18 protein-coding genes are annotated in these 19,538 nt (G+C 65.0%); 12 read left to right on the top strand and 6 right to left on the bottom strand.

Annotated features, from left to right (window positions below; all coding sequences use genetic code 11):
* The first annotated feature begins 24 nt into the window (after positions 1-24).
* The 11 genes from RPX00_RS04005 to RPX00_RS03955 all read left to right on the top strand — a co-directional run bounded on the left by RPX00_RS04005 (position 25) and on the right by RPX00_RS03955 (position 9,472).
* Positions 25-2,871 (top strand): BTAD domain-containing putative transcriptional regulator, encoded by a 2,847-nt coding sequence (locus RPX00_RS04005; RefSeq protein WP_406637561.1) that lies wholly within the window; start codon positions 25-27, stop codon positions 2,869-2,871.
* A gap of 1,491 nt (positions 2,872-4,362) precedes the next feature.
* Positions 4,363-4,653, top strand: coding sequence for a hypothetical protein (locus RPX00_RS04000; RefSeq protein ID WP_406637559.1), 291 nt, complete (start codon positions 4,363-4,365; stop codon positions 4,651-4,653).
* Positions 4,650-5,030 (top strand): hypothetical protein, encoded by a 381-nt coding sequence (locus RPX00_RS03995; RefSeq protein WP_406637558.1) that lies wholly within the window; start codon positions 4,650-4,652, stop codon positions 5,028-5,030. The genes RPX00_RS04000 and RPX00_RS03995 overlap by 4 nt, the downstream gene beginning before the upstream one ends.
* Positions 5,031-5,117: 87 nt before the next feature.
* The gene (locus RPX00_RS03990; RefSeq protein WP_406637556.1) at positions 5,118-6,215 is read left to right on the top strand and encodes a DUF932 domain-containing protein; all 1,098 of its coding nucleotides are present in this window, start codon (positions 5,118-5,120) and stop codon (positions 6,213-6,215) included.
* A 96-nt stretch (positions 6,216-6,311) separates the two neighbouring features.
* The gene (locus RPX00_RS03985; protein WP_406637555.1) at positions 6,312-6,743 is read left to right on the top strand and encodes a hypothetical protein; all 432 of its coding nucleotides are present in this window, start codon (positions 6,312-6,314) and stop codon (positions 6,741-6,743) included.
* Positions 6,740-6,940 (top strand): hypothetical protein, encoded by a 201-nt coding sequence (locus tag RPX00_RS03980; RefSeq protein WP_406637553.1) that lies wholly within the window; start codon positions 6,740-6,742, stop codon positions 6,938-6,940. Before RPX00_RS03985 ends, RPX00_RS03980 begins: the two co-directional genes overlap by 4 nt.
* Positions 6,941-6,943: 3 nt before the next feature.
* On the top strand, positions 6,944-7,246 hold the full coding sequence (locus RPX00_RS03975; protein ID WP_406637551.1) for a hypothetical protein: 303 nt from the start codon (positions 6,944-6,946) through the stop codon (positions 7,244-7,246).
* On the top strand, positions 7,246-7,845 hold the full coding sequence (locus RPX00_RS03970; protein WP_406637549.1) for a hypothetical protein: 600 nt from the start codon (positions 7,246-7,248) through the stop codon (positions 7,843-7,845). The genes RPX00_RS03975 and RPX00_RS03970 overlap by 1 nt, the downstream gene beginning before the upstream one ends.
* The gene (locus RPX00_RS03965; RefSeq protein WP_406637547.1) at positions 7,838-8,296 is read left to right on the top strand and encodes a hypothetical protein; all 459 of its coding nucleotides are present in this window, start codon (positions 7,838-7,840) and stop codon (positions 8,294-8,296) included. The genes RPX00_RS03970 and RPX00_RS03965 overlap by 8 nt, the downstream gene beginning before the upstream one ends.
* Before the next feature lie 245 nt (positions 8,297-8,541).
* A complete protein-coding gene (locus tag RPX00_RS03960; RefSeq protein ID WP_406637546.1) occupies positions 8,542-8,844 on the top strand; it encodes a hypothetical protein in 303 nt (100 codons plus the stop codon).
* A 178-nt stretch (positions 8,845-9,022) separates the two neighbouring features.
* Entirely contained in the window at positions 9,023-9,472 is a 450-nt protein-coding gene (locus RPX00_RS03955; protein WP_406637544.1) for a hypothetical protein, read from the top strand.
* Between the two features lie 44 nt (positions 9,473-9,516).
* Here RPX00_RS03955 and RPX00_RS03950 read toward each other — a convergent pair whose 3' ends face one another.
* Together RPX00_RS03950 and RPX00_RS03945 are read right to left on the bottom strand one after the other, a co-directional pair.
* A complete protein-coding gene (locus RPX00_RS03950; RefSeq protein WP_406637542.1) occupies positions 9,517-10,452 on the bottom strand; it encodes an NlpC/P60 family protein in 936 nt (311 codons plus the stop codon).
* A 3-nt stretch (positions 10,453-10,455) separates the two neighbouring features.
* Complete coding sequence (locus tag RPX00_RS03945) at positions 10,456-11,490, bottom strand: replication-relaxation family protein (protein ID WP_406637541.1); 1,035 nt, start codon at positions 11,488-11,490, stop codon at positions 10,456-10,458.
* A gap of 354 nt (positions 11,491-11,844) precedes the next feature.
* Here RPX00_RS03945 and RPX00_RS03940 point away from each other — a divergent pair, with 354 nt between their 5' ends.
* Positions 11,845-12,501, top strand: coding sequence for a restriction endonuclease (locus RPX00_RS03940; protein WP_406637539.1), 657 nt, complete (start codon positions 11,845-11,847; stop codon positions 12,499-12,501).
* Between the two features lie 389 nt (positions 12,502-12,890).
* Here the strand turns inward: RPX00_RS03940 and RPX00_RS03935 are convergent, their stop codons facing one another.
* From RPX00_RS03935 to RPX00_RS03920, 4 genes are all read right to left on the bottom strand, one after another.
* Complete coding sequence (locus RPX00_RS03935; RefSeq protein WP_406642751.1) at positions 12,891-15,305, bottom strand: type IV secretory system conjugative DNA transfer family protein; 2,415 nt, start codon at positions 15,303-15,305, stop codon at positions 12,891-12,893.
* Between the two features lie 192 nt (positions 15,306-15,497).
* Positions 15,498-16,331: a GP88 family protein gene (locus RPX00_RS03930; RefSeq protein WP_406637537.1), complete on the bottom strand. Its 834-nt coding sequence runs from the start codon at positions 16,329-16,331 to the stop codon at positions 15,498-15,500.
* Positions 16,332-16,389: 58 nt separating this feature from the next.
* Positions 16,390-18,273 (bottom strand): VirB4 family type IV secretion system protein, encoded by a 1,884-nt coding sequence (locus RPX00_RS03925; protein ID WP_406637535.1) that lies wholly within the window; start codon positions 18,271-18,273, stop codon positions 16,390-16,392.
* Positions 18,270-19,457, bottom strand: a complete 1,188-nt coding sequence (locus RPX00_RS03920) for a PrgI family protein (protein WP_406637533.1) — start codon at positions 19,455-19,457, stop codon at positions 18,270-18,272. The genes RPX00_RS03925 and RPX00_RS03920 overlap by 4 nt, the downstream gene beginning before the upstream one ends.
* Positions 19,458-19,538: the final 81 nt, after the last annotated feature.

The raw sequence follows: 19,538 nt of genomic DNA, 5'->3' as shown, positions 1-19,538 counted from the left end.
TGGGCCTGGCTGACCGGTGATCTCATGACCTGGCTGATCGTGGCCGTCGCTTGGGCCGGCTGGCTGGTGCTGGTCACGTCCGTCGTGGCCGAAACGATCCGCCAGTTTCGGCAGGGCATCCGCAGCGCCCATGATCATGTGCATCGCATTCCGCCTTACCGGTGGATCTCCGGGCTCGTCGCCGCCGCCATCTTGGCCACCTCCGCAGGAACTGCCGCGGCCACACCGGCATCACCCGCGACCGCGACCGCGCCGCCCAGACCGCATCCCCAACCCGATGCCGTGCCCCGCCAAACCAACGGCACCCCGGGATCCAGCGCAGCTGCTGCAGTGGCGGCGACTTCGGAATCCGGGCAGTCGGTCGACGGGGTTTCCTACACGGTCGTCCGCGGCGACACCCTGTGGGGCTTGGCCGAGCGTTACCTGGGCGACGGCCTCCGGTATCACGAGATCGTGCGGCTCAACCCCGCGTTGCTGGAGAGGAACCCCGACGAACTCGAGCCCGAATGGACTCTGTGGCTGCCGGCCGATGCCGCGCACCTCCTGGAACCTCAGGGAACGGTCCTCAACGGCCACACCGTCGAAGTACAGCCCGGCGACACACTCTCCTCGATCGCGGAACGCGAACTCGGCGACCCGAACGCCTGGCCAGACATCGCCATCCTCAACAACGGTCGCAAACAATCGGACGGGCGAACTTTCCGCCATCCCGACGAGGTGGCACCTGGCTGGACGCTTCTCCTGCCCGAACGCCACGCCCGGCCAGGCCCGCCAGGTCAACCCGCCCCGCCGCGGCGCACCCCGCCACCAACGACCGCGCCGCGTCCCAACGCTCCGACGGTCCCGCCGCCACCGCGCCCGGGCGACCACCAGGGTGACCCCGACCATCGGGCAGCCCCGCACGGAGTATCGCTGCCGACTGGGGGTTTTGTCGGGCTGGGCTTCGCGGTCTTGATCACGCTTGCCGCGACAGTCGCGCGCCTGCGTCGGCGGCGCTTGTACCGACCAGGCAAACCTGAGCAGCCTGATCCAACAAACCTACCGGTAGTGCGTGCTTTGCAGAGCGCCTACGACTCGGCGACACGAGTGCCGGACGAGGGCTCTCATCTCGACAGCGCGCCGGTCGCGTCAAATCGCGGGAAGCCGGCCGACGTCGAGACTCGAACCCGTGCACTTGCCGCAGCACAGGACGCGGGTCGCGACGACGGAAGTACTGTGGTCGCCGTTCGCAACCGACAGGAGATCGCGCTCGACCTCGCTCGGACTGGAGGACTCGGGCTCACCGGTCCCGGTGCCATGGCCGCAGCGCGGGCATTGACAGTGTCGCTGCTCGCGCAGGCGGCGAGTGAGGACGTCCCGCTTCAAATCGTGAGTCCAATCGCCGAGGCTCGACATTTGTTCGAGCACGACATGACTGATCGTCTCCCGCACCAACTGCGTATCGTCGACTCCTTGCCGGCTGCACTCGATCACATGGAAGCCGAACTGCTCACGCGCTCGCGCCAGCTGGTGACGGAAGGCCCGGAGCAGCGGGACACCCGCTTCGGGCTGTGTCTTCTTGTCGCTGCAGCGAACGAGGATGTTGATCGCCGCGCTCGCGCAGTCCTGGACAACGGCGCGCGGCTCCACTTGGCGGCGCTGTTCCTCGGACCACGACAGGACGGGATCACCGTTCACGTGAGCGACGACGGCACTGTGGAGAGGTCCAGTCCCGGCGCGCACGACCTAGTCGGCGTGCGGCTCTTCACGCTGCCCGCTACGGACGCCCGCCAGCTGCTGGCGCTGCTCCAAGCAGCACAGCCCGAACGAGACGAGCAAGGCGCGGAATCCTCCACTGTCGCGGACTTCCACGACGGACCTCGTGAATCGGATGAAGCTGTCCGCCCCAGACAGCCCGTCCGCGAGTACGAATTCGCATCGCCGCGACCCGACCGACCAGCCATGGTTGCCGAGGAAACGGCCCACGACGGCCCGCAGGAACAACAGTCTGACAGCACAGATGTCGTGACGACCAACGAAACGATCTCTGCGGCTAACGAGCAAGCCGAACACGCCACTACTCCAACAGCCGGTTCCGCGTCGACGTCATGCAGACAGCAACCCCTGCATCTCAACGTGCTCGGACAACTCCACCTGACCCGCTCCGCTCATGAACATCGCGACATCATCGACGTCTTTACCCCACGGCAACAGGAGCTTCTCGTCTGCCTGGCGCTATACCCTGGTGGGTGCCGGCGCGACACCGTGAACGCTGCGCTTTGGCCGGACGCTCCAACTGCTCGCCCTTACAACAGTTTCCATACTTCCTTGTCGCAGCTGCGGCGCACCCTGCGCGACGCGACGGGCGGCGACGTCAACGACATTACTGTCCGGCGCGGCCACTACTACGGACTCGACCCGACGACAGTGACCGTGGACCTTTGGCAGTTGCACGACCAGCTCACGGTCAGCCGTCGATGTACCCGGCAGACCGAGGCGAACGAAGCCTTGAGGCGGGTCACGGACCTGTACCGCGGCGATCTTGCCGAGGATAATCCCGCCGAATGGATTGTCGGCCCACGTGAGGCGCTGCGCCGTGAGGTGCTTGACGCGTTCAGTTCGCTCATCCGTACGACCAGACGCGAGGACGCCGAAGAAGCGCTCGCCCTGCTGGAACGAGCACGCCGGCTTGACCCGTACAACGAAGCGATCTATCGGGACCTCATGCGCCTGCAAGCGCGACTCGGCCAGTACGACAGTATTCTCCGGACACTGCAACTGCTCAAGACGTCCCTTTCCGAGATTGACCAAGAGGCAGCTGGCACTACAATCAAACTCGCGAACGAGCTGGTAAGCGGCGGCGGACGGCTGCCTGGCCAACGAGCGAGCTAACTGCCGCGCTGGCGTGGCTAATTCTCGGTGCCGTCGCTGATCCGCGAAGCCGGCACCAAGGACGTGTTCAGCGCCGGAAAGGCCGCTGACCGCAGGCAATGTGCCGCGTTTGCGAGTAACTCTCCATGCTTCCCAACGGTGTTCTCGCCTGCGGTCCGTTCTTGTTGCCTTCTAGACTGGAACCCCCTCCGCAGCATTAAGCGCGAGGTCAGCAGCTTGTGGAGCCTGCCGCTGCGCCGCCCGACTCGACAGCCGGCTGGCATCTGAACAGTCATTTTGAGCGGTGGGCACCTTCCTGTTTTCCGAACGGCGTCGCCGTCGTGGGATGGCGACGGTAGGCTGCCGCCCCGTCGTCATCCCACGGTTCCCTCTGTGCGGGCGGCGTACGTTCTCGCGTTCTCCGCTGCCGGAGCCCGCACCCTGCAAGGGTGTCCTATCGCCGGTCCACAACAGTCCGTTGTGGACATATGGCGACCCATCGGCGTCCGGACTGCAGGGGAATTCATTCGGGCCGCGTCACCCTGTTGGCCTATTGTATTGTCGTTGTAACGTCGTATGGTTGATGTAACAAGGCAGGGACGGAAGGTTGGGCCCGGCCGAGTTTTCCAGCCAGCGGCCCCCGGATAACGGGACGACGCAAGGGAATCCCCTGTGCTGGTCGGAAGTCAATTACAGAGCGGATGCCTCACGTGCCGACATGGCTAGGCGGGGAAGGCGGAGACTGCTAGCGCGGTCCCATCCACGGGACCGAATGCCGCGCTTACGCGCCCGTCGCCAGTGTCAGCGAGTCGGTACGTTCTCAATCCAGCCACCGAGCGCGCAGAGCGCTCACCCCGTGAGGGGGACTGTGTGAGTCATCCGCACCCGTGCGTACGGGTGGATACCGACGCACTTCATAGCCACGCACCCGCGACGATATCCGCGCGCCCTATGTCCTCAGTGGACGCACGGACAACCCTGGCGAGTCTGCCGGACACAGTGCCGTGCCACTCACCAGCGGGACGCTAGCGACTGCTCCCCGGACAAGGGAGGGCTAGCAGGGAACGCAACGGGGGCGCACGGTGCCGGTTCTGTGAGAGGGAACCACCTAACTGACAGGGTTGCACACGCACGAACGCACGCCTGGCGGAAACGCGGCATAGCGCCCGCCGCCGCCAACGCGCAGCTGAAGCGCGTGTGCCTCCCTGTCCGCTAGGGAAAGGAAAACGAGCATGCCTCTCGTTTGCATGTTCGACGCCCGCAAAGCAAAGGGACATCACCGGTTCCTGGGGCTCTTCCGACGCGTGCCGCAAGCGTTCGCGCAGTGGCTGATTGCTCGGCCTAGCTGCCGCTGGGCGCATCTCGACTACGCCCCGCACGAGTGGGGCTTGTGCGACGGCAAGCACGTCTGCAGGAGCTGTGCGAAGTGCGGGATCACCTGATGGCACGGCTTCGCCGCGCAGAGAAAGTGCAGCTAGTTCACAGGAAGCAGATCAGCGGAAGCAGGAGACTATGGAATCGATCAAGGTCAACGTGTTCGCGTTCGGATTGCCGCGCGACTGGGAAGAAACGATCACGTTCGCGAACGGCAACGCGTACTTGTGGGGATTCGAGGACGGATGCCGCCGCACCGGCGGCCGGTTGCCTATGCCGGTCCCCGACGGGTTCGCGTTCGCGTGGCTGGAATACAACCGGCGAAACACTGGCTCACGCATGGCAATCCAGGATGCATTCGCCGTGTGGTGTCACACCGAGACGCTGCCCGGCCTCTGCGCGCCAAAGGAGGGAAGGAACGTTCGATGAAGATCACTATTGAAGTGCACAGCGCGTGGTACGCGCCGTGGCGTGAGGGCGAGGACGAACGCGAACGCATCGACGAATACACGGAGGTGCACACGTTCGACAACGCGCGGGAATGCGCCGATTGGCTGGAGCGCGAGGGCTTCGGCGAACCTTCCGAGTCAGGGCCCTATCGGCGGCACACCTGGCTGTCCGAACTGGACCCGTACGAAGATCCGGAAGGCGTGCTGACCGAACGCAGCGCACACGTGGAAGGCGAGTCGCCAGAGTTCAACCCGCGCCTCTGGGCCGCAATCGTCGCAGTGGTGTCGCGCGGGTGGACGCGCTACGTGGGTCCGTACGACGTGGAACACCTGAACGCGTTCAACGTCAGGGCGTGACGCGGTGCCCCTTGCACCGAGTCGGTCTGGTCACGGCCGTCCGGAAGGACGCGGCCATGCCAACTAGGGCGAGCAAGGGAGAACAAAATGTCCAAGGAAACTCTTACCTGGCTTAACAACAACACCCTGGTCGGGTTCACCGACAAGCGCGGCAAAGCGTGGCACTACCGCGCGTCCGAACAGGGCGCGGAGCCCAACCACTACGCGGGTGCGATCCCGGTCGAGGACGTGAACCGGCGGCTGTTCTACTGGGACGCTGTCAAGGGCGTTGCGATGGTCACGTTCGACCGGCCGTGCACCGAACACGCCTCGGCGGGCCTGTTCTATTGGACTGGCCGCGACAGGGCTGCAGCCGTGACCTTCGACGACGGCGATGGCATGACGCTGGCTTCCGATGACAAGCGCTTCCCCGTCGGCCGCCCCGACACCGGCGCGATTTTCGGCTACTTCGCCGACGGCTACGAAATTCACCAGTACCGCGACTGGCTGGTGTCCAATGTCGCCACGATCCTTGACGACGACTTGCAAATCGGTTCCGCAGGGCTGCTCAAAAACGGTGCTCAGGCGTGGGTTTCTGTTGAGGTGCCGGAGAACATCACGACGCCCGAGGGCGTCGAGTTCCGGCCGAACCTGCTGGCATGTACGTCGCTGGACGGATCGCTTGCCACCACGTACAAGCGCACGGTGACCGTGGTCGTGTGCGACAACACGCTCGCCGCGGGCCTGCATGAACAGGGCCAACAAATCAAGATCAAGCACAGCAAGTACAGCCAGAAGCGCATGACAGAGGTTCGCGACGCACTGGCGATCGTGCACACCGTTGCTGACGACTTCGCAGCGGAGGTCAAGGCATTGTGCGAAACCGATGTCAGCGAGAAGGCATGGCATGCGTTCCTGGACGCGCACGCGCCGATCGAGGGTAAAAGCAAGCGCAGCGCGACGTTGGCATCGGCGGAGCGCGCTGAACTGTCGCGTTTGTGGAACTTCGACGACCGTGTCGCGCCGTGGAAGAACACCGCGTATGGCGTCGTCCAGGCGGTCAACACCTACACCCATCACGCCCAGCCGATTCGAGGTGCGTCGCGCCCCGAAAGGAACATGGTCCGCGCGGTCACCGGCGGTGTGGACAAGCTGGACGCGCAGACCGTCGCCACGCTGGACATGGTGCTCGCGTCGCTGGCCTGATCCCCGTGCGATCACGGTGCCGGACGAGCACAACTCGCCCGGACGCCGTGGCCGACACGAGATGTCGGCCTGTCCCAACAACAATCGGGAGAGGCGATGACTGAGACCATCGAGAAGTCGACAGCGGCAGGGATCACCACCAACGGTGCCGAGCTTGTCGGCATGCTAGCCGACCTGGCCCGGACCGCGAGCAACGACAAGACCACGCCGATGCTCGGCATGGTCCGCCTGCACACTGTGGGCGGCTACCTGCACGGCTGGTCCACAGACAGGTTCCGTGCCGCTCACGCACAGGTCCGGATTGACGGCGAGTTCCCCCGAGCGGTGTTCATTGAGGCAGCTGCTGTCAAGACGCTGGAATCGATGCTCCGACGCGCAGGGCGAACGCGACTCACTGTCGAGCACGACACCATGACGGTGACCGACTTCGCTGTGACGCAAACAATCCAGCTCGTCGACGACTACACATACCCAAGCCTGCCCAACGCCTGCAAGGGGGCCTCCCTGCGAGCACCGCGCCGGGAGTGATCAATGGCGCGCATTTCGCCGACTTCGCCGCGATTGCCAAGCGACGGGGTGGCCGCGGACACCCGGAATACATCGAGATCCGGCAGGAAAACGAGAACCGGCCGACTCGCGTGCGCATCGGCAAGGACTACCGGGCATGGGTGATGCCGGTGCGGAACCAGGTCGACGACGACGCGTGGTTGCCGCAGGCGTGGTGACTCGTGCTTGAACACCAGGAGGAAGAAATGGACCCAGATAGGACGCTTGCCGAGATCCGCGAGCTGCTTGCCCACATTGCCGACCTCGAGACCAGGTCTCGGGAATTGGACACGGGCCAGGAAGCAGCCGACCTGTTCGAGGCCGCCGACGATCAGCGTGTCGCCGTGGCAGAGAAATTCGCAGCCCTGGACAAGTGGCTGAGCAACGGCGGATCTCTCCCGGCCGCGTGGGCACCGCGCGGAGCAGGCGACTCCCGGCGCGGCAACTACCCGCGGTCCGACCGCGGCCGACAAGGGAGCCAGTGATGGAGCGAGGAACCCAAGCCCTCGATGTCAGGCAACTGGCGACTGAGATCGCGGAAGGGCTCGGCGACGGCTGGTCGAGCCTTCCCGGCCACCACGCGGACAACTGCGGCGCGTTCCTCGTCGGCCCAGCCGGCGAACTGATCCAGATCCGGTACGGCGGGTGGCAAGCCCGCTATCAAGGCCGACTCGTCTTGTACGGCACCTTCGCTGCCGAGTTGCGGCGGTTCGAGCCGAACCCGGGTGCCCGCTACGTGATCACCGTGTCTCCGACCAGTTCGGCTGCACGGATCGCGAAGGAGATCACCCGGCGGTTGCTGCCCGAGTACCAGGAGGCGATTCACGGAGCGTGCGACCGCCGCGCTGCGGCAGAGGACCTGCGACACCGTCGGGACCAGTTGATGAGACAGCTTATGCATGCTCTCGACGGCGAGATCGTGGAGCGACGCGGCGAGCCGGTCGTCGTCTTCGGTCCATGCGCGTCAGGGACGGTTCAAGTCCACGACGACGAGACCGTCGAACTGCGTGTCCGCTTTCTTGACGCCGACGCGGTGACCCTCGCACGACGGGTTGGCATGAACAGGGGAGGCTCCGATGTCTGAACCCGACGCGGTGGTGGTGTGCACCGTCTGCCGGAACGTCCTGGACGTCGAGTGGAGCGACGACGGCGCGCGCTACATCCATACGCGCATCGACGCCATCCAGGATCTCGACCACGACCCGGTGCCCATCGACGCACCGCCCGGCTTCCGCGGCGGTCGGTGCGACTTCTGCTCCGACGGCCTCCCGGCGTTCATCCTGCCGGCCCGGGACTTCGTATACCCCGACGACCGCAGCCAGAGCAGCCGAGGAGACTGGGCCGTCTGCCCGGACTGCGCGACGCTGATCTCGCGTAACCAATGGTCGCAGTTGATAGAACGGGTGGCCGGGGCCCATCGTCAGCGCGTGGGCAGCTCTTTGCCACCCGAAGCGCGGGCACAGATACGCATCCGCTACCGCGCGCTCCGGAAGCACATCGCCGGCCCGCTACGCGAGATCCCGCCACTTCGGTGAGGGCGAAGGAGGAAGTAGCGTCCACCCGGACGGCGGCAGCTGCCACGCATCTGGTGAACAGGCACCTCGTCGGCGCGGAAGCTGCAAGGTCGGGGGCCTGATGAGGCAAGCGCGGCCGCCTACTTGCGCACTTTCTTGTAACAGGCATACAACCTGGTAACGTGCAGCTACGGATGGTTGCAGTGGAAAGCGCCTGGGGTCTACGGAACAGCGCTGGTAGCGACAGCGCGGGAAGGTGGCGGCGGATGGCTGATTCGACGGACGACGCCCGGACGGACTCGGCCCTCCTGAGCGAACTGAAGGGTGTCGCCGACGAGCTGGCAAGTGCTGAGGAGGCAGTCCGTATAGCAATCCGTGCCAAGGAAGCCGCCGACCTGGCGCACAGCGACGCACTCAGCAAGGCCAACGAGTTGCGGGAGCAGCGGCGAAAGTTGGTTCGTGACGTCAAGGCAGCAAATCCCGAACTCACCACCCGCAAGATCGGTGCGGTCGCTCAGCTCAGCGCAGCCTCGGTCAGCAGAATCCTTCTCGCGGACAAGGACGGTTGATTTCGGCCCGAGCGACAAGTCGCCTTCCGTGCCGTCGTTGCAGTTGTACCGCTCCGGTGGCTCCGTAGCGTGCCCGACCGGCGGTCTGGGTGAGCCGCCGTGGAGCAACACCGGCCGCAGCCTTGGTCGCGGTGGCTCTACGGTCAGGACTGGCCCGGACCATTAGAAGCGGAGGGGCATGGTGTTCGACACGGACGTCCTTGCAGCACTTGGCCGCGTTGTCGTTGATGCTGCGGGCCTCGAAACGGCGTTGGCGGTGTTCGCGGGGGAACGACTTGCTTTGGATGCTCGGGATACCATGGGAAGACCGGGCATGGCGCTTAAAGCGGCGAGGCGTGCGCTCCATGACGTCGAGGCTGAATTTAAACCTGCTTATGAAGCCGCTTTTTGTGAAGCTGAGTCACTGTTGCTGCGTCGACACGAGTTCATCCACGCGATCTGGTCGGACGCGTCTGAGGATAACTTGTCAGGAATTACGGTTATCCATATGAGGACGTTCCGGAAGGTAGACGTCTCGGTTCAAATTTTGGATACTTTTAGCCAATCTCTTCGGGATTGCAGAAGTAAGGTTATCCGGTTGCTGGCAGCGGAGATTAATCACCGTCCAGTTACCGATGTTATCCTCTAGTTGAATATAAAGAGTGCCTGATTTTGCCTTGCATATAAGGAACCTCAATTGGCGGGACGCGACGCCGCGAAATAGTCGTCGTTCTTCCAGCGGTACTCGCTGACCTGCACGGGTCGTCCGAAATCGGGTGCGTGCACCATCTTGCCGGACCCGATGTACAGACCGACGTGATGGACATGCCCTGGCGTGCCGTAGAAGACAAGGTCGCCGGGCAGGAGTAGTTGACCAGGAGGCACAAGCGGTCCGGCGTTGTATTGGGTTTGTGCTGTTCGCGGCAGATCGAATCCCGCGGCGTTGTAGGCCGCGGTGGTCAACCCCGAGCAGTCGAACCCATTGTCGCCGTGGGCGGGTCCGTTGCCTCCCCAGAGATAGGGAAGACCGCGTTGATTGCAGGCAAAGGTGATGGCGGCGGTGGCGGCAGGGTTCGGTCCGCGACTGGCCTCGCAACCGCTGGCCCGGTACTTTTTCGCCTGTGCCAGAACCTTGTTTACGTACCAGTCTGCATGGTTGTATGCGAAGATCGCCCTGCGCATGTCCTTGGGCGCTCCAGAGTCGCAGAGGTAGTACGCAGCGGCGTAGACCGCGTCATGCGGGTTGTACCGCGACGGTGGCGTGGATCCGCCTGACGGCAAGGGGTGCCGGGCTACGACAGCGTCGAATGTTGCCTGCAGAAACTGCATGGGCCCGCCGGCGCCTGCGAGATTCTGACCGTTGGACACACCTGACAGTTCGGATCGGCCGTGATCGGTTTCGACTTTGCCGATGGCTGCGAGGACCGACCAGTCCAAACCGGGGCACGCGCTGACTGCTTGCTGGTAGAGACCGAGGTAGTCGCTGGGAATATCGGACAGCGCCGCTGGGCTGGGCTGGCTGTCGCTGTTGTCGTTGCCGAGGAGCGCTTTCGCGACTGCTTGCCCGATTCCGCCGATGAGCACGATGGCCGCGACGATGGTCGCGGCGGCACTCATGACGAGCTTCATCGTTCACCTCCGGAACTGGCTCGCCGGCGCGGATGGCGGGAACGGCTCCGGTGCCGCGATTGCGGCGGATGTTTGCTGCTGAACTGCTGCCGAGGGGGTGACGGTGCCGGACGCGTCGGTCTGTGGCCAAAGTTCAGCCAGCCGCAGCCGGCCCGGCCGACGCGTCGGCGACGGGGACAGCGGCAGCCAGCGGGCAGAAGCAGGGCTGTTTCCCCCGCCGACTGTTGCCGTGACGTCCGATGCGCTAGTGGCTACTGGTACCAGTGCGGGCCGGTCCAACTGGGACAGCGCGTCGGCTAGGGATTTGCGGGCGTTTGCCTCACGGCGGCTGGTGGGAAACCACACCAGGACCGGAGTCGCGATCCCTGTTGCGGCAGCGAGCTTTTCGTAGCCGTAGAGCTTGCGGGCGAGTTTTCGGAGATCTTCGGTGCCGAAGTCGAATTCGAGGAAGAACTCGACCTGGCAACGGTCTTCGCGCCAGCGGCCGTAGCCGTCGGGGCGGACCATGTCGCCGAAGAGCCGTCCGCAACGCCGTTCTGACCACCATGCAGTCAGCTGTCCGCGGGCGCTGGATTGCTGACCGAGCGCGACGAGGGACGTGAAGAGTCCGTTGATCCCCACTGTGTGGGCAAGTCGAAGCGAGTGGGCGATGCCGATCGCGTCTTCGTGGCGGTAGCCCACCTGTTTGGGGTCGAGGCCGTCTTCGTACGCGAGCGCGAACGCGCCAGCGATATCGAGGACATAGTGCATAGGGGAAGTGCCGGACGTGACGAAGGGCTGGAACCTGTCCACCACGCGCCACTTGTAGAGATCAAGCAGACGGTGGTTGGCCGCCCGAACACTGGGGTAGCAGAGTTCGGCGATCTGGCCGGTGGTGAACACCCTGTGTTCGTGCAGCATTCGCGCCAGCCAGCGGTCCCGGAGGGTGAGTCGCCCGGCAAGCTGCGCGTGGTGCTCCCCGGTGGTGGCAGCGCGTGGAGTGAGACGTCGGGGCATGTGTCCGCGCAAAGCTCGTTGGGGCGTGGGATTCGAAATCACTGGTATGCACCTCGCTGAGATTGGTTGGGTACGGCTGTCTGAGCGGAGCTGTCTCTGTCTGGTTTTCTGCGACGCAGCGCGACGAGCAGAGTCATCGTGTTTACTGGCTGGAATGTACCGCTCTCTCTATGGCAAGCTGTCGCTATGACAATGCGACCACAGTCGTGGACACGTAACGAGGTAATACTTGCCTGTTCATTCCTCTTTAAGAACGAAAGGAGGGTTCCGCGTGTTCCAGACGGTCAGGTGGAGAAATTGTCCACGCTGCTTCGTAAGTTGCCTATCTTTCCATTGGAGGAAAGGGGTCCCCGATTTCGGTCCGCAAACAGCGTTCTTCGCAAGTTATCCGATTTGATGACTAGTCTGCCGGAATATGAAGGGAGGGCGACTAAAGGTGGCCGCATCGATCAACTTGTATTGCGGGACTTCTTAGAAAATGAGTATAAGATGCACTTTGAGGCGGAGCGGATCGCGGCCTCGGCGATCCGAGCGATCGCGCCGAGTGTGGCAGAGGTGATGCGAACGGCCGCACGGCTGCTTGTTCGGGCGATTGCGGCTTGTCCCGAAGAGCTCTTCGCACTCGAGTGGCGAGACCTTGAGCGAGTCCTGTACGAAACTCTCGACGGACTCGGGTATGAAGTCATCCTGACACGTCCTGGCAAGGATGGCGGATATGATCTGCAGGTGGTTCATCGTCGTCAGGACGGCGGCATCGAGACCTATCTCATTGAGGTGAAGCACTGGGCGTTGCCGGCGAAGGTCGGAACGGGAGAATTCGAATACCTCATTGAGGTTGTGCTCAGGGAGGGGGCTTCCGGGGGACTGCTTCTTTCGACTTCCGGTTTTAGGCCATCTTTGCTTAGGAGTAGAACCAGAATCCGCCGCAAAGAGGTTCGGCTCGGGAGTGCGCCGAAGATAATCCAATTATGTCGGTCGTACGAGCAAGTCGATGGTGGGCCATGGATTGCCCGCTCGGTCGGCCCGGACATGCTGTTCCAGGATACCTTCTGAGCTGACTGCTGATGTGATTTCGACAGGCGCGATATTTGTGGCAAGAACCTCGCGGACCGGATCGTGCTGGAAGGCATCGAATCCGTCCAGTAACTCAGCTGCAACGGCTGGGGCCATGGCCGTTCCAGTGGTATGCATAGACGTCAAAGGTGGGGCGCTGTCTCGCGGGCTGAGGGGCAGCCTTTATCTTCGGAATCTGCCGCTGAAACGTAGCTGGCAAGGCCTGCATGCATCTGAACAATACGGAATAATGCACATTATGAAGAACGCCGGCATCAGGTGCGGCCGCAAAGTTGGCAATTCCGTGCCACTTCGTGCCTGGAACCAGTCAGCCTGGAGACGGCAGTTTTCGCGACTGTCTTCGGCGCGAGAGGTGAAAGTCGGAAATTTTAAGATAAACGGCGCGGGTCAGCGGTTGCAGGTCCAGTCCGGCTGCGCGGACCGGTTGCGTCGTTGTTCGGCGGACGGGTGTTGATCCTTGCCGCTTTGCGGATTTCCCTGGCACGTCCGCGAATGGCCGGTCGGAGTTTCTCGGTCAGCACCGTGAAAGCCGGGGCTTCCTCGCCGCGTAGCACGAGACGGGCGGCTGCGTGGTAGACGCCGAGGTTGGACAGGTCATGCTCGGTCAGGCGGGGCATGGTGTGCCGCGCGAGCTGTCTGGCGTCTTCGGGTGAGAGGTTGAAGAAGAACTTCGACCTGGCGTTGGTGCTGATTCCTTCCGACAGTTCCTTTGTGAGTTTCGCGAGGTACTGGTGGGCCAGGATCACGGCGAGCCGGTAGGCGCGGGCTTCTGCCAGCATGTCCTCGATTGGATAGGGGAGGTTGAGGAAGTTCTGGCATTCGTCCATGTAGAGGCTGGAATCCGGGCGCAGGTGTTGCGGAATGGCCGAACGACGGGTCGTGGCCTGCCAGGTTCTGGCGACGACGATCGACCCGAGGAGCTGCGAGGTCTCCATGCCGAGCGCGTCGCGGGAGATCCGTACCAGGCAGATGCCTCCGCCGTTGAGGACGTCGTCCATACTTACGGTGGACGGGCCTCCGGCGATGGCTGCGCGGACGAAGGGCCGCAACAGAAATCCCCGGACCTTGTTCATAAGCGGAGCGGTGACCTGAGTACGTCCGGCTTCCGACATGCGCTCGTACGCCGTCCAGAAGCCTTTCAGCACGTCGTCGTCGATCTGGTCGCAGGCGCGCTGCCGGAACGCCGGGACGGTCAGCAGCTTCGGCAGGTCGACCAGAGTCGGAGTACCGGGCATTTCGCAGAGCGTCAGCAAACCGGCGCGCATGATGTCGTCGGTGCGAGGGCCCCAGGAAGAGGCGTAGATCCGGGAGAAGATGCTGACGAGGTTGTCGACCGCGAGAGCCTTGTCCGTTCCTTCCAGAGGGTTGAGCACCGGCGGACGCGTGCGGCTGTCGGCGTCGAAGAGCACGACGTTCTCGCCGAGGCGTCTGGGCAGCCGCATCAGGATGTCCTGGACGAGGTCGCCCTTGGGATCGATCACGACGCTGCCGCGGCCGGCATCGGCGTCGTCGAGGGCCATCCGCGCCATCAGTTCGGATTTGCCGGAACCGGTGGCACCGATGAGGTGCACGTGCTGGCGGGCGTCTGCGACGTACAGCCCGACGGGGCGCGGGTGACCGGAGTCTGACAGCCCGAGGGGTTTGACCCGGTCGCCGGTCGTAGGGATGCCGGGTGGGGGCGGTACGGCCTTCGCACCGGCTCGCTGTAGCCCGGGGGCGGCGTCGTCGGTGGGCAGGTGGGCGATTGCGGCCAGCTCGGGGATGGAGAGGAGGTCGCCTTTGCCGAGTTGGCGTCCGGCCAAAGCCTCAGCCGGCCGACGGAGCCGGGCCCGGCGGTAGTAGTTGTGCTCGGAATACGCAGCGAATGCGGATGCGATCGCGTGTGCGCGGCCGCTGAGCACTTCCCGTACGGGCTGGATTTCGGCGGGAGGGGTGCCCGCGGGGACTGTGGTGGCGACCGCGTAGCGGATGAGCGTCTCGAACTGGTTGGCGCGCAGCTTGTCCACGACGGCGCGGTCTTGGGCGGCGTGCTCGAGGCTGGTCTGGCGATCCAGCTGGGGTTTCGATGTACTTGGCGATGCGCTGGGAGCTTTTCCGGGTGAGATGAAGGCGGTGACGAGATCGAGTGCGCGCCCGACCGGGTTGACTGAGCTTCCTTCGTTCACCCGACGCGCCGCGCGACGGACCTTGGCCACGCGGTGACCTGCGACCGGGCGGGCCAGTACTTGGACGCACGCACGCTCGCGCGGGCCGAGTCCGACTGGCGCGCCGAGCAGCGCGCGGATCGGATCGACTGGGTGATCGGTGCGGATCGGCAACGCTTCCGTGCGTCCTAGCCGCATCTCCCCGCCGACGGCTTCGACCCGGTGTCCGGGCGCGGCGGTGAGCGGGATCGGCGGTTTGGCCGGACTGGTGCGGGTGTGGGCACCGGGCCAGGCCGCTTCGAGGGCACGTTCAACCATGCCGGGAGGTACGAGGCCAGGCACCCAGAGCCGGATCCGCACGGCGTCCGCGGTGAAGTTCAGCTCGAACCCGATGTGCGGCTGGCTGCCGAACCTGCGGAGCCAGCCTGGTCGCAGCAGCCCGACCAGATTTGACCAGGCGGTGATCGCGCCGGTCGGATCGACTGTTGGTGGTGCTAGCACGGTCACCAGCCGAGCGTCATCGACAAGCTTCCGGTGGTAGCGACGCCGCCACCGAGCCCGCACGGTGGCCGCCGCGGCAATGGCGACTGCCAGGATCGGACCGGCGACTGGTCCCCATACCAGAACGAGGTCGCACATGGCGGAGAGCAGGCTCTGGAACGTGCCGAGGGGATCGCGCAAGTAGTCGCCGAACGGCGACGCGAGAACTCCGGCCTCCACACCGGCGCGCGAGCCGGAGGCGGAAGCCAAAGGTAGGAGAGTGAACGACGAGGGCATCGGGGACCTCCTTAAGGAAGCCAGCGACGGAAGGGGCACGAACCGAGCTGCGGCTCAGGCTGCTCGGCGATGATCGAGCTGCTTCGCCGAGGCCCGATCGGGCGAGTTGGTTTCGTCGACGGAGTTGCCGTCGTCGGCGACCAGCCGCAGATGCCGGCGGTTGTGGCGGGCAGCGCGCTTGCTGTCGCTCTCGGCTTGCCATTCGGAGAACCGACGCCCGGCCATGCGCTTGAGATAGTGGGGAATCCGGTTGGCTGGAACGCCGACGAGGTGCGGGCCGATCACTGCGAGCAGATCGTTTTCTTCCTGTGACGCCCATCCAGCGGCGGCGATGGCGGCTTCGTCGGGAAATACATCGGCAACGCGATCCGCTTCTGGGCTCAGATCCGCGTCCTGGGTTCCGCCGTAGGAGTAGACCCACAAGAAGTTCGGGGGCGGTTCTGGTTCGACGAGCAAGCGGAACTTGGCAACTTCCTTTGTGTAGCAATAGAAATTCACGTTGGGGCGGGCGCGACAGATACGCAGCCACGCCAGCAAATAGGAGTCGCTGAAGAAGTCTCCTGCGTCGTGAATCCTGATCCAAGCTCCGCGGAACTTGGCTGCTTCCAGCTCGGCGAGCATTGCGGCTTCCCAGCCGGGCAAGTCGTCAAGGACGAACATCAGGTTTGCCCGGTGCTTAGCGCGCACGACTGGCCACGTGTAGGTGCCGTGCCGTGCGTAGCACGCCTGCGCGCAGATGCCGGCGCTCGGGCAGGTGTTGAAGGTGCGACCGTCGGGCAGGCGGCCGGCCCACGCGGGCAGGGACCAGTTCCATGCGCCGATCTGGCGCATTTCGCTGTTCTGGGTGAGCAACGGCGAAGGGCGGCGAACGTTGCCGGATGCGGGCATGGGTATCCCCCTGGCTGTGGAACGGCGTTGTCGTGTGGACGCTTGTTCTGCGAGGCGTTCAGGCAGCGTCGAGTTCGATCTGCGACGTCTCACCGTCGCCGAGCGGGTCGGCGCTGATTTCGACGTAGGAGTCCTCGGTTCCCGTTGCTGCGTCGGCGAATTCGGCGATCTCCGCTGGGTTGGAGGTGACCAGCTGGTGCTCGAACGGCGAGGCGATGGACTGGAACGCGACCCGTTGCACGCCGGTGCTCAGGAGGCCCTGTCCGCGGTCGGCGGAGAGCAGGTATTGCCGTTCGCCCATGGACAGGTCAAAGGCGCGGGTGATCTCGTCGATCGCTTGCGGCGCTTGCCGGAGCAAGATTTGCGTGGCTGCGTTCGCGATGATGGCTTTCCCCTCGTCCGAGGCGAGCAGGTCAGCGGTGTCCTGTGTGGAGATGCCCAGCCCTGCCCATTGTTTCCGCGATGCCTTGGCCATGCGGAGAAGGAATTCGGCGCCGGCGAGTATCTTCATGAGGATCCAGGCTTCGTCGACTTCGACGAGTCGGGGTTTTCGGATGGCGGGGTTGGAGACCTGTCGCCAGATCGTGTCCAGGGTCAGCAGGGTGCCGATCGGTTTGAGTTCGTCGGCGAGGTCGCGCAGGGAGTGCACGACCAGGTGTCCCTCGGGCCGTGTTGTCGTGGGGCCGGAAAACAGGCCGGAGAACGCGCCGGCGACGTAAGGGTGCAGCCGCGCTGCCAGTTCGGTCCCGGCGGGATCGCCGTTGGTGGAGAGGACGTCGGCGAGGTCGGACAGCAGCGGTGCCGGACGGGTCCAGGTCCGGGGATCAGAGGTGATCCCGGCGCGCTGGTAGGTGGCGGTGATTGCTTGGTCGAGCACCGCTCGTTCGTTTCCCGCTAGTTCCGCGCCGAGCAATACCGCGACAACGGTGTGCAGGAACAGGGAGCGACGGATCAGCGCGTCGCGGGGCGCGGTGCGGCGTCCGTCCGGGCGGGTGTGGATGGGCAGGTCGAGCGGGTTGATGCGGACTTGTTCCGCGCCAAGCCGGACGTAGGTGCCGCCGACGGCGGCGGCCAGGCGGGCGTATTCGTCTTCGGGATCAATGACGTGAATCTCGACCCCGCGGTACAACGAACGCAGGATTTGGAGTTTGGCGAGATAGCTCTTGCCTGCACCGGAGCGGCCGAGCGTCACGCTGTTGTGGTTGTCGAGGGCAAACCGGTCGTGGTGCACGAGGCCTTGGCTGCCGACGTTGAACCCGTAGAGGACTCCGCTCGGCGCGCCGACCGAGGTCGGGTCTGGCGGTGGCAGGTCCGGGCTGGTGAACGGGAACGCGGCGCTGAGCGCGGAGGTGTCGAAGGTGCGGCGCATGCCGACCAGATCCATGCCCATGGGCAGGCTGGTGATCCAGCCTTGCAGACTGCGGTAGGTGGTCGGTTTGCAGTCCAGCAGCAGTGACGCGGCAAGCGACCGGATCGCGGCGGCCTCGTCGGCGAGGGCGGCTTCGGTGGCGGCGTGCACGGTCAGGTACAGGCCGAGCCGGTAGAGCTTGCCTTCGCCGCGGGCCACTCGCGAGGACAGGTCGTAGGCGTCTTCGGTGGCGGCTTCGACAGCAGGATCGATCAGCCGCCCCTTCTCACTGGTGTGCTGTCTCCCGGATTCGAGTTTCGAGAGCTGTTTCTTCAGGCGGGTGGCAGCGGTGACTGGGTCGATCGGCTCGATGTGCAGCGAGACGTCGACTCGTCCGGGGTAGGTCAGCAGCGGTTGCAGCCATCCGTTGTGGACTTCACGCGGGTAGCCCGCGACCGCGAATGAGGAGACCCATTCGCCGCCGACTTCCAGCGCCCGCGGACGGACTGAGATGGCATCCGGGGTGAACGCGCCAGCCCGTCCGAGCGGAGTGTCCGCGACCGGGTCCTGTCGGCGTTTGCGGTTGGATTTCATGATTGGTGCCTCCCCTCGAAGTTGCCGTAGTCGTCGGGCTCGTCGACGTCGTCGTCCCAGGCGTCGTCGAAATCGGCGGCAGCGGCCACCGGCTGACCGAAGGCTGCGTCGTCCCAGCCTTCGGCCGGAGCGGTGGTGATGACTTCGTCCGAGCCGGCCAGCCCGGAGCCGGGCGGGATCAGCGAGTCCGGGTTGCAGGCCGCGGACAGCACCGCGGTGGCCTGCCCGGCGTCCAGCGGAACGACGGTGATCCCTGCCGGGGAAAGCAACTCTGCGGCTTCGCCGAGCCGGCGCGCCAGCCGGGTCTCGGCAGCGTTGCGGGCGGCGTCGTCGACAGCGTCGGCGTGTTTGGCGGCTTTGCGTTTCGCGGACAGCATGGCCAGCGGCGAGGCGATGCCGAAGCTGTCGGGGGTTCCCGGGAGCAGCGGTTCCCGCAACACCAGCAGGATCTGGCGGCGCAGCAGGTCGGTTGTCCGGCTGAGTTGTTCGAGGTACTCGGCGTGCTCGCGTGCGGCGCGTTCGAGCGCGGGGTGCGGCAGTCCGCCAGCGTGGTCGCGCAGTTCCGCAATCTGGCCGGACAGGTCCAGCCGTTCCGCGCGGACGAGCACCTGCACGGGCGCGGTGAGCGAATGGAGGTATCTCCCGAAGCAGGCGACCAGCGACTCCTGTTCTGCCGGGGTGCGCAGGCTGAAGTTGACGGTGGAGGCGACCGCGACGACCGCTAGGCCGTCCTTGCCCAGGTCGATGACACCGGTCTCGGTAACCGCATCGGCGGGCAGTCGTAGCGGTGCTGGCGAGACCGCGGTGCCAGCGTTGGCAGTTCGGTGCGCGGGTCCGTGCCCGTCCGCGTTGACTCGGCTGGCGAGCCATTCCGGTGCTGGGCGGATGCCTTCCGGGGCAGTGACCCGGTGCTGCGGGCTCATCCGCTGGCGCAGCGCGGCCAACGCCAGCCGGTCGAGGGAGATGCCGTCGCGCTGCCCCAGCGCGAGCACCGCGGCCGTCACTCCGACCGGGATGGCGAAGATCAGGAACACCGGCAACGGCACGAAGACGCGCGTGATCGTGTAGACCCCGTACAGCACGAGCCCGGTGACGGCGAGAATCGCCAGTTGCCGCGCGGTCAGGGGGCCGATGATGCGGTCTTCGCGGTCGACGTCGGCGGGGATGCGGATCGGTTGGCTCATGGCCGATCACCTCCAGGAGCGGGTTTCGGCGCGCGGAACACCGCGGGCGGGATCGAGGGGTTCGGCGGTAGGCGTCGCCGA

Source organism: Amycolatopsis sp. WGS_07, from assembly GCF_045278895.1.
Lineage (GTDB): Bacteria > Actinomycetota > Actinomycetes > Mycobacteriales > Pseudonocardiaceae > Amycolatopsis.
The sequence above is the reverse complement of the archived record's forward strand: the minus strand, read 5'-3'. Positions and strand labels throughout refer to the sequence as shown.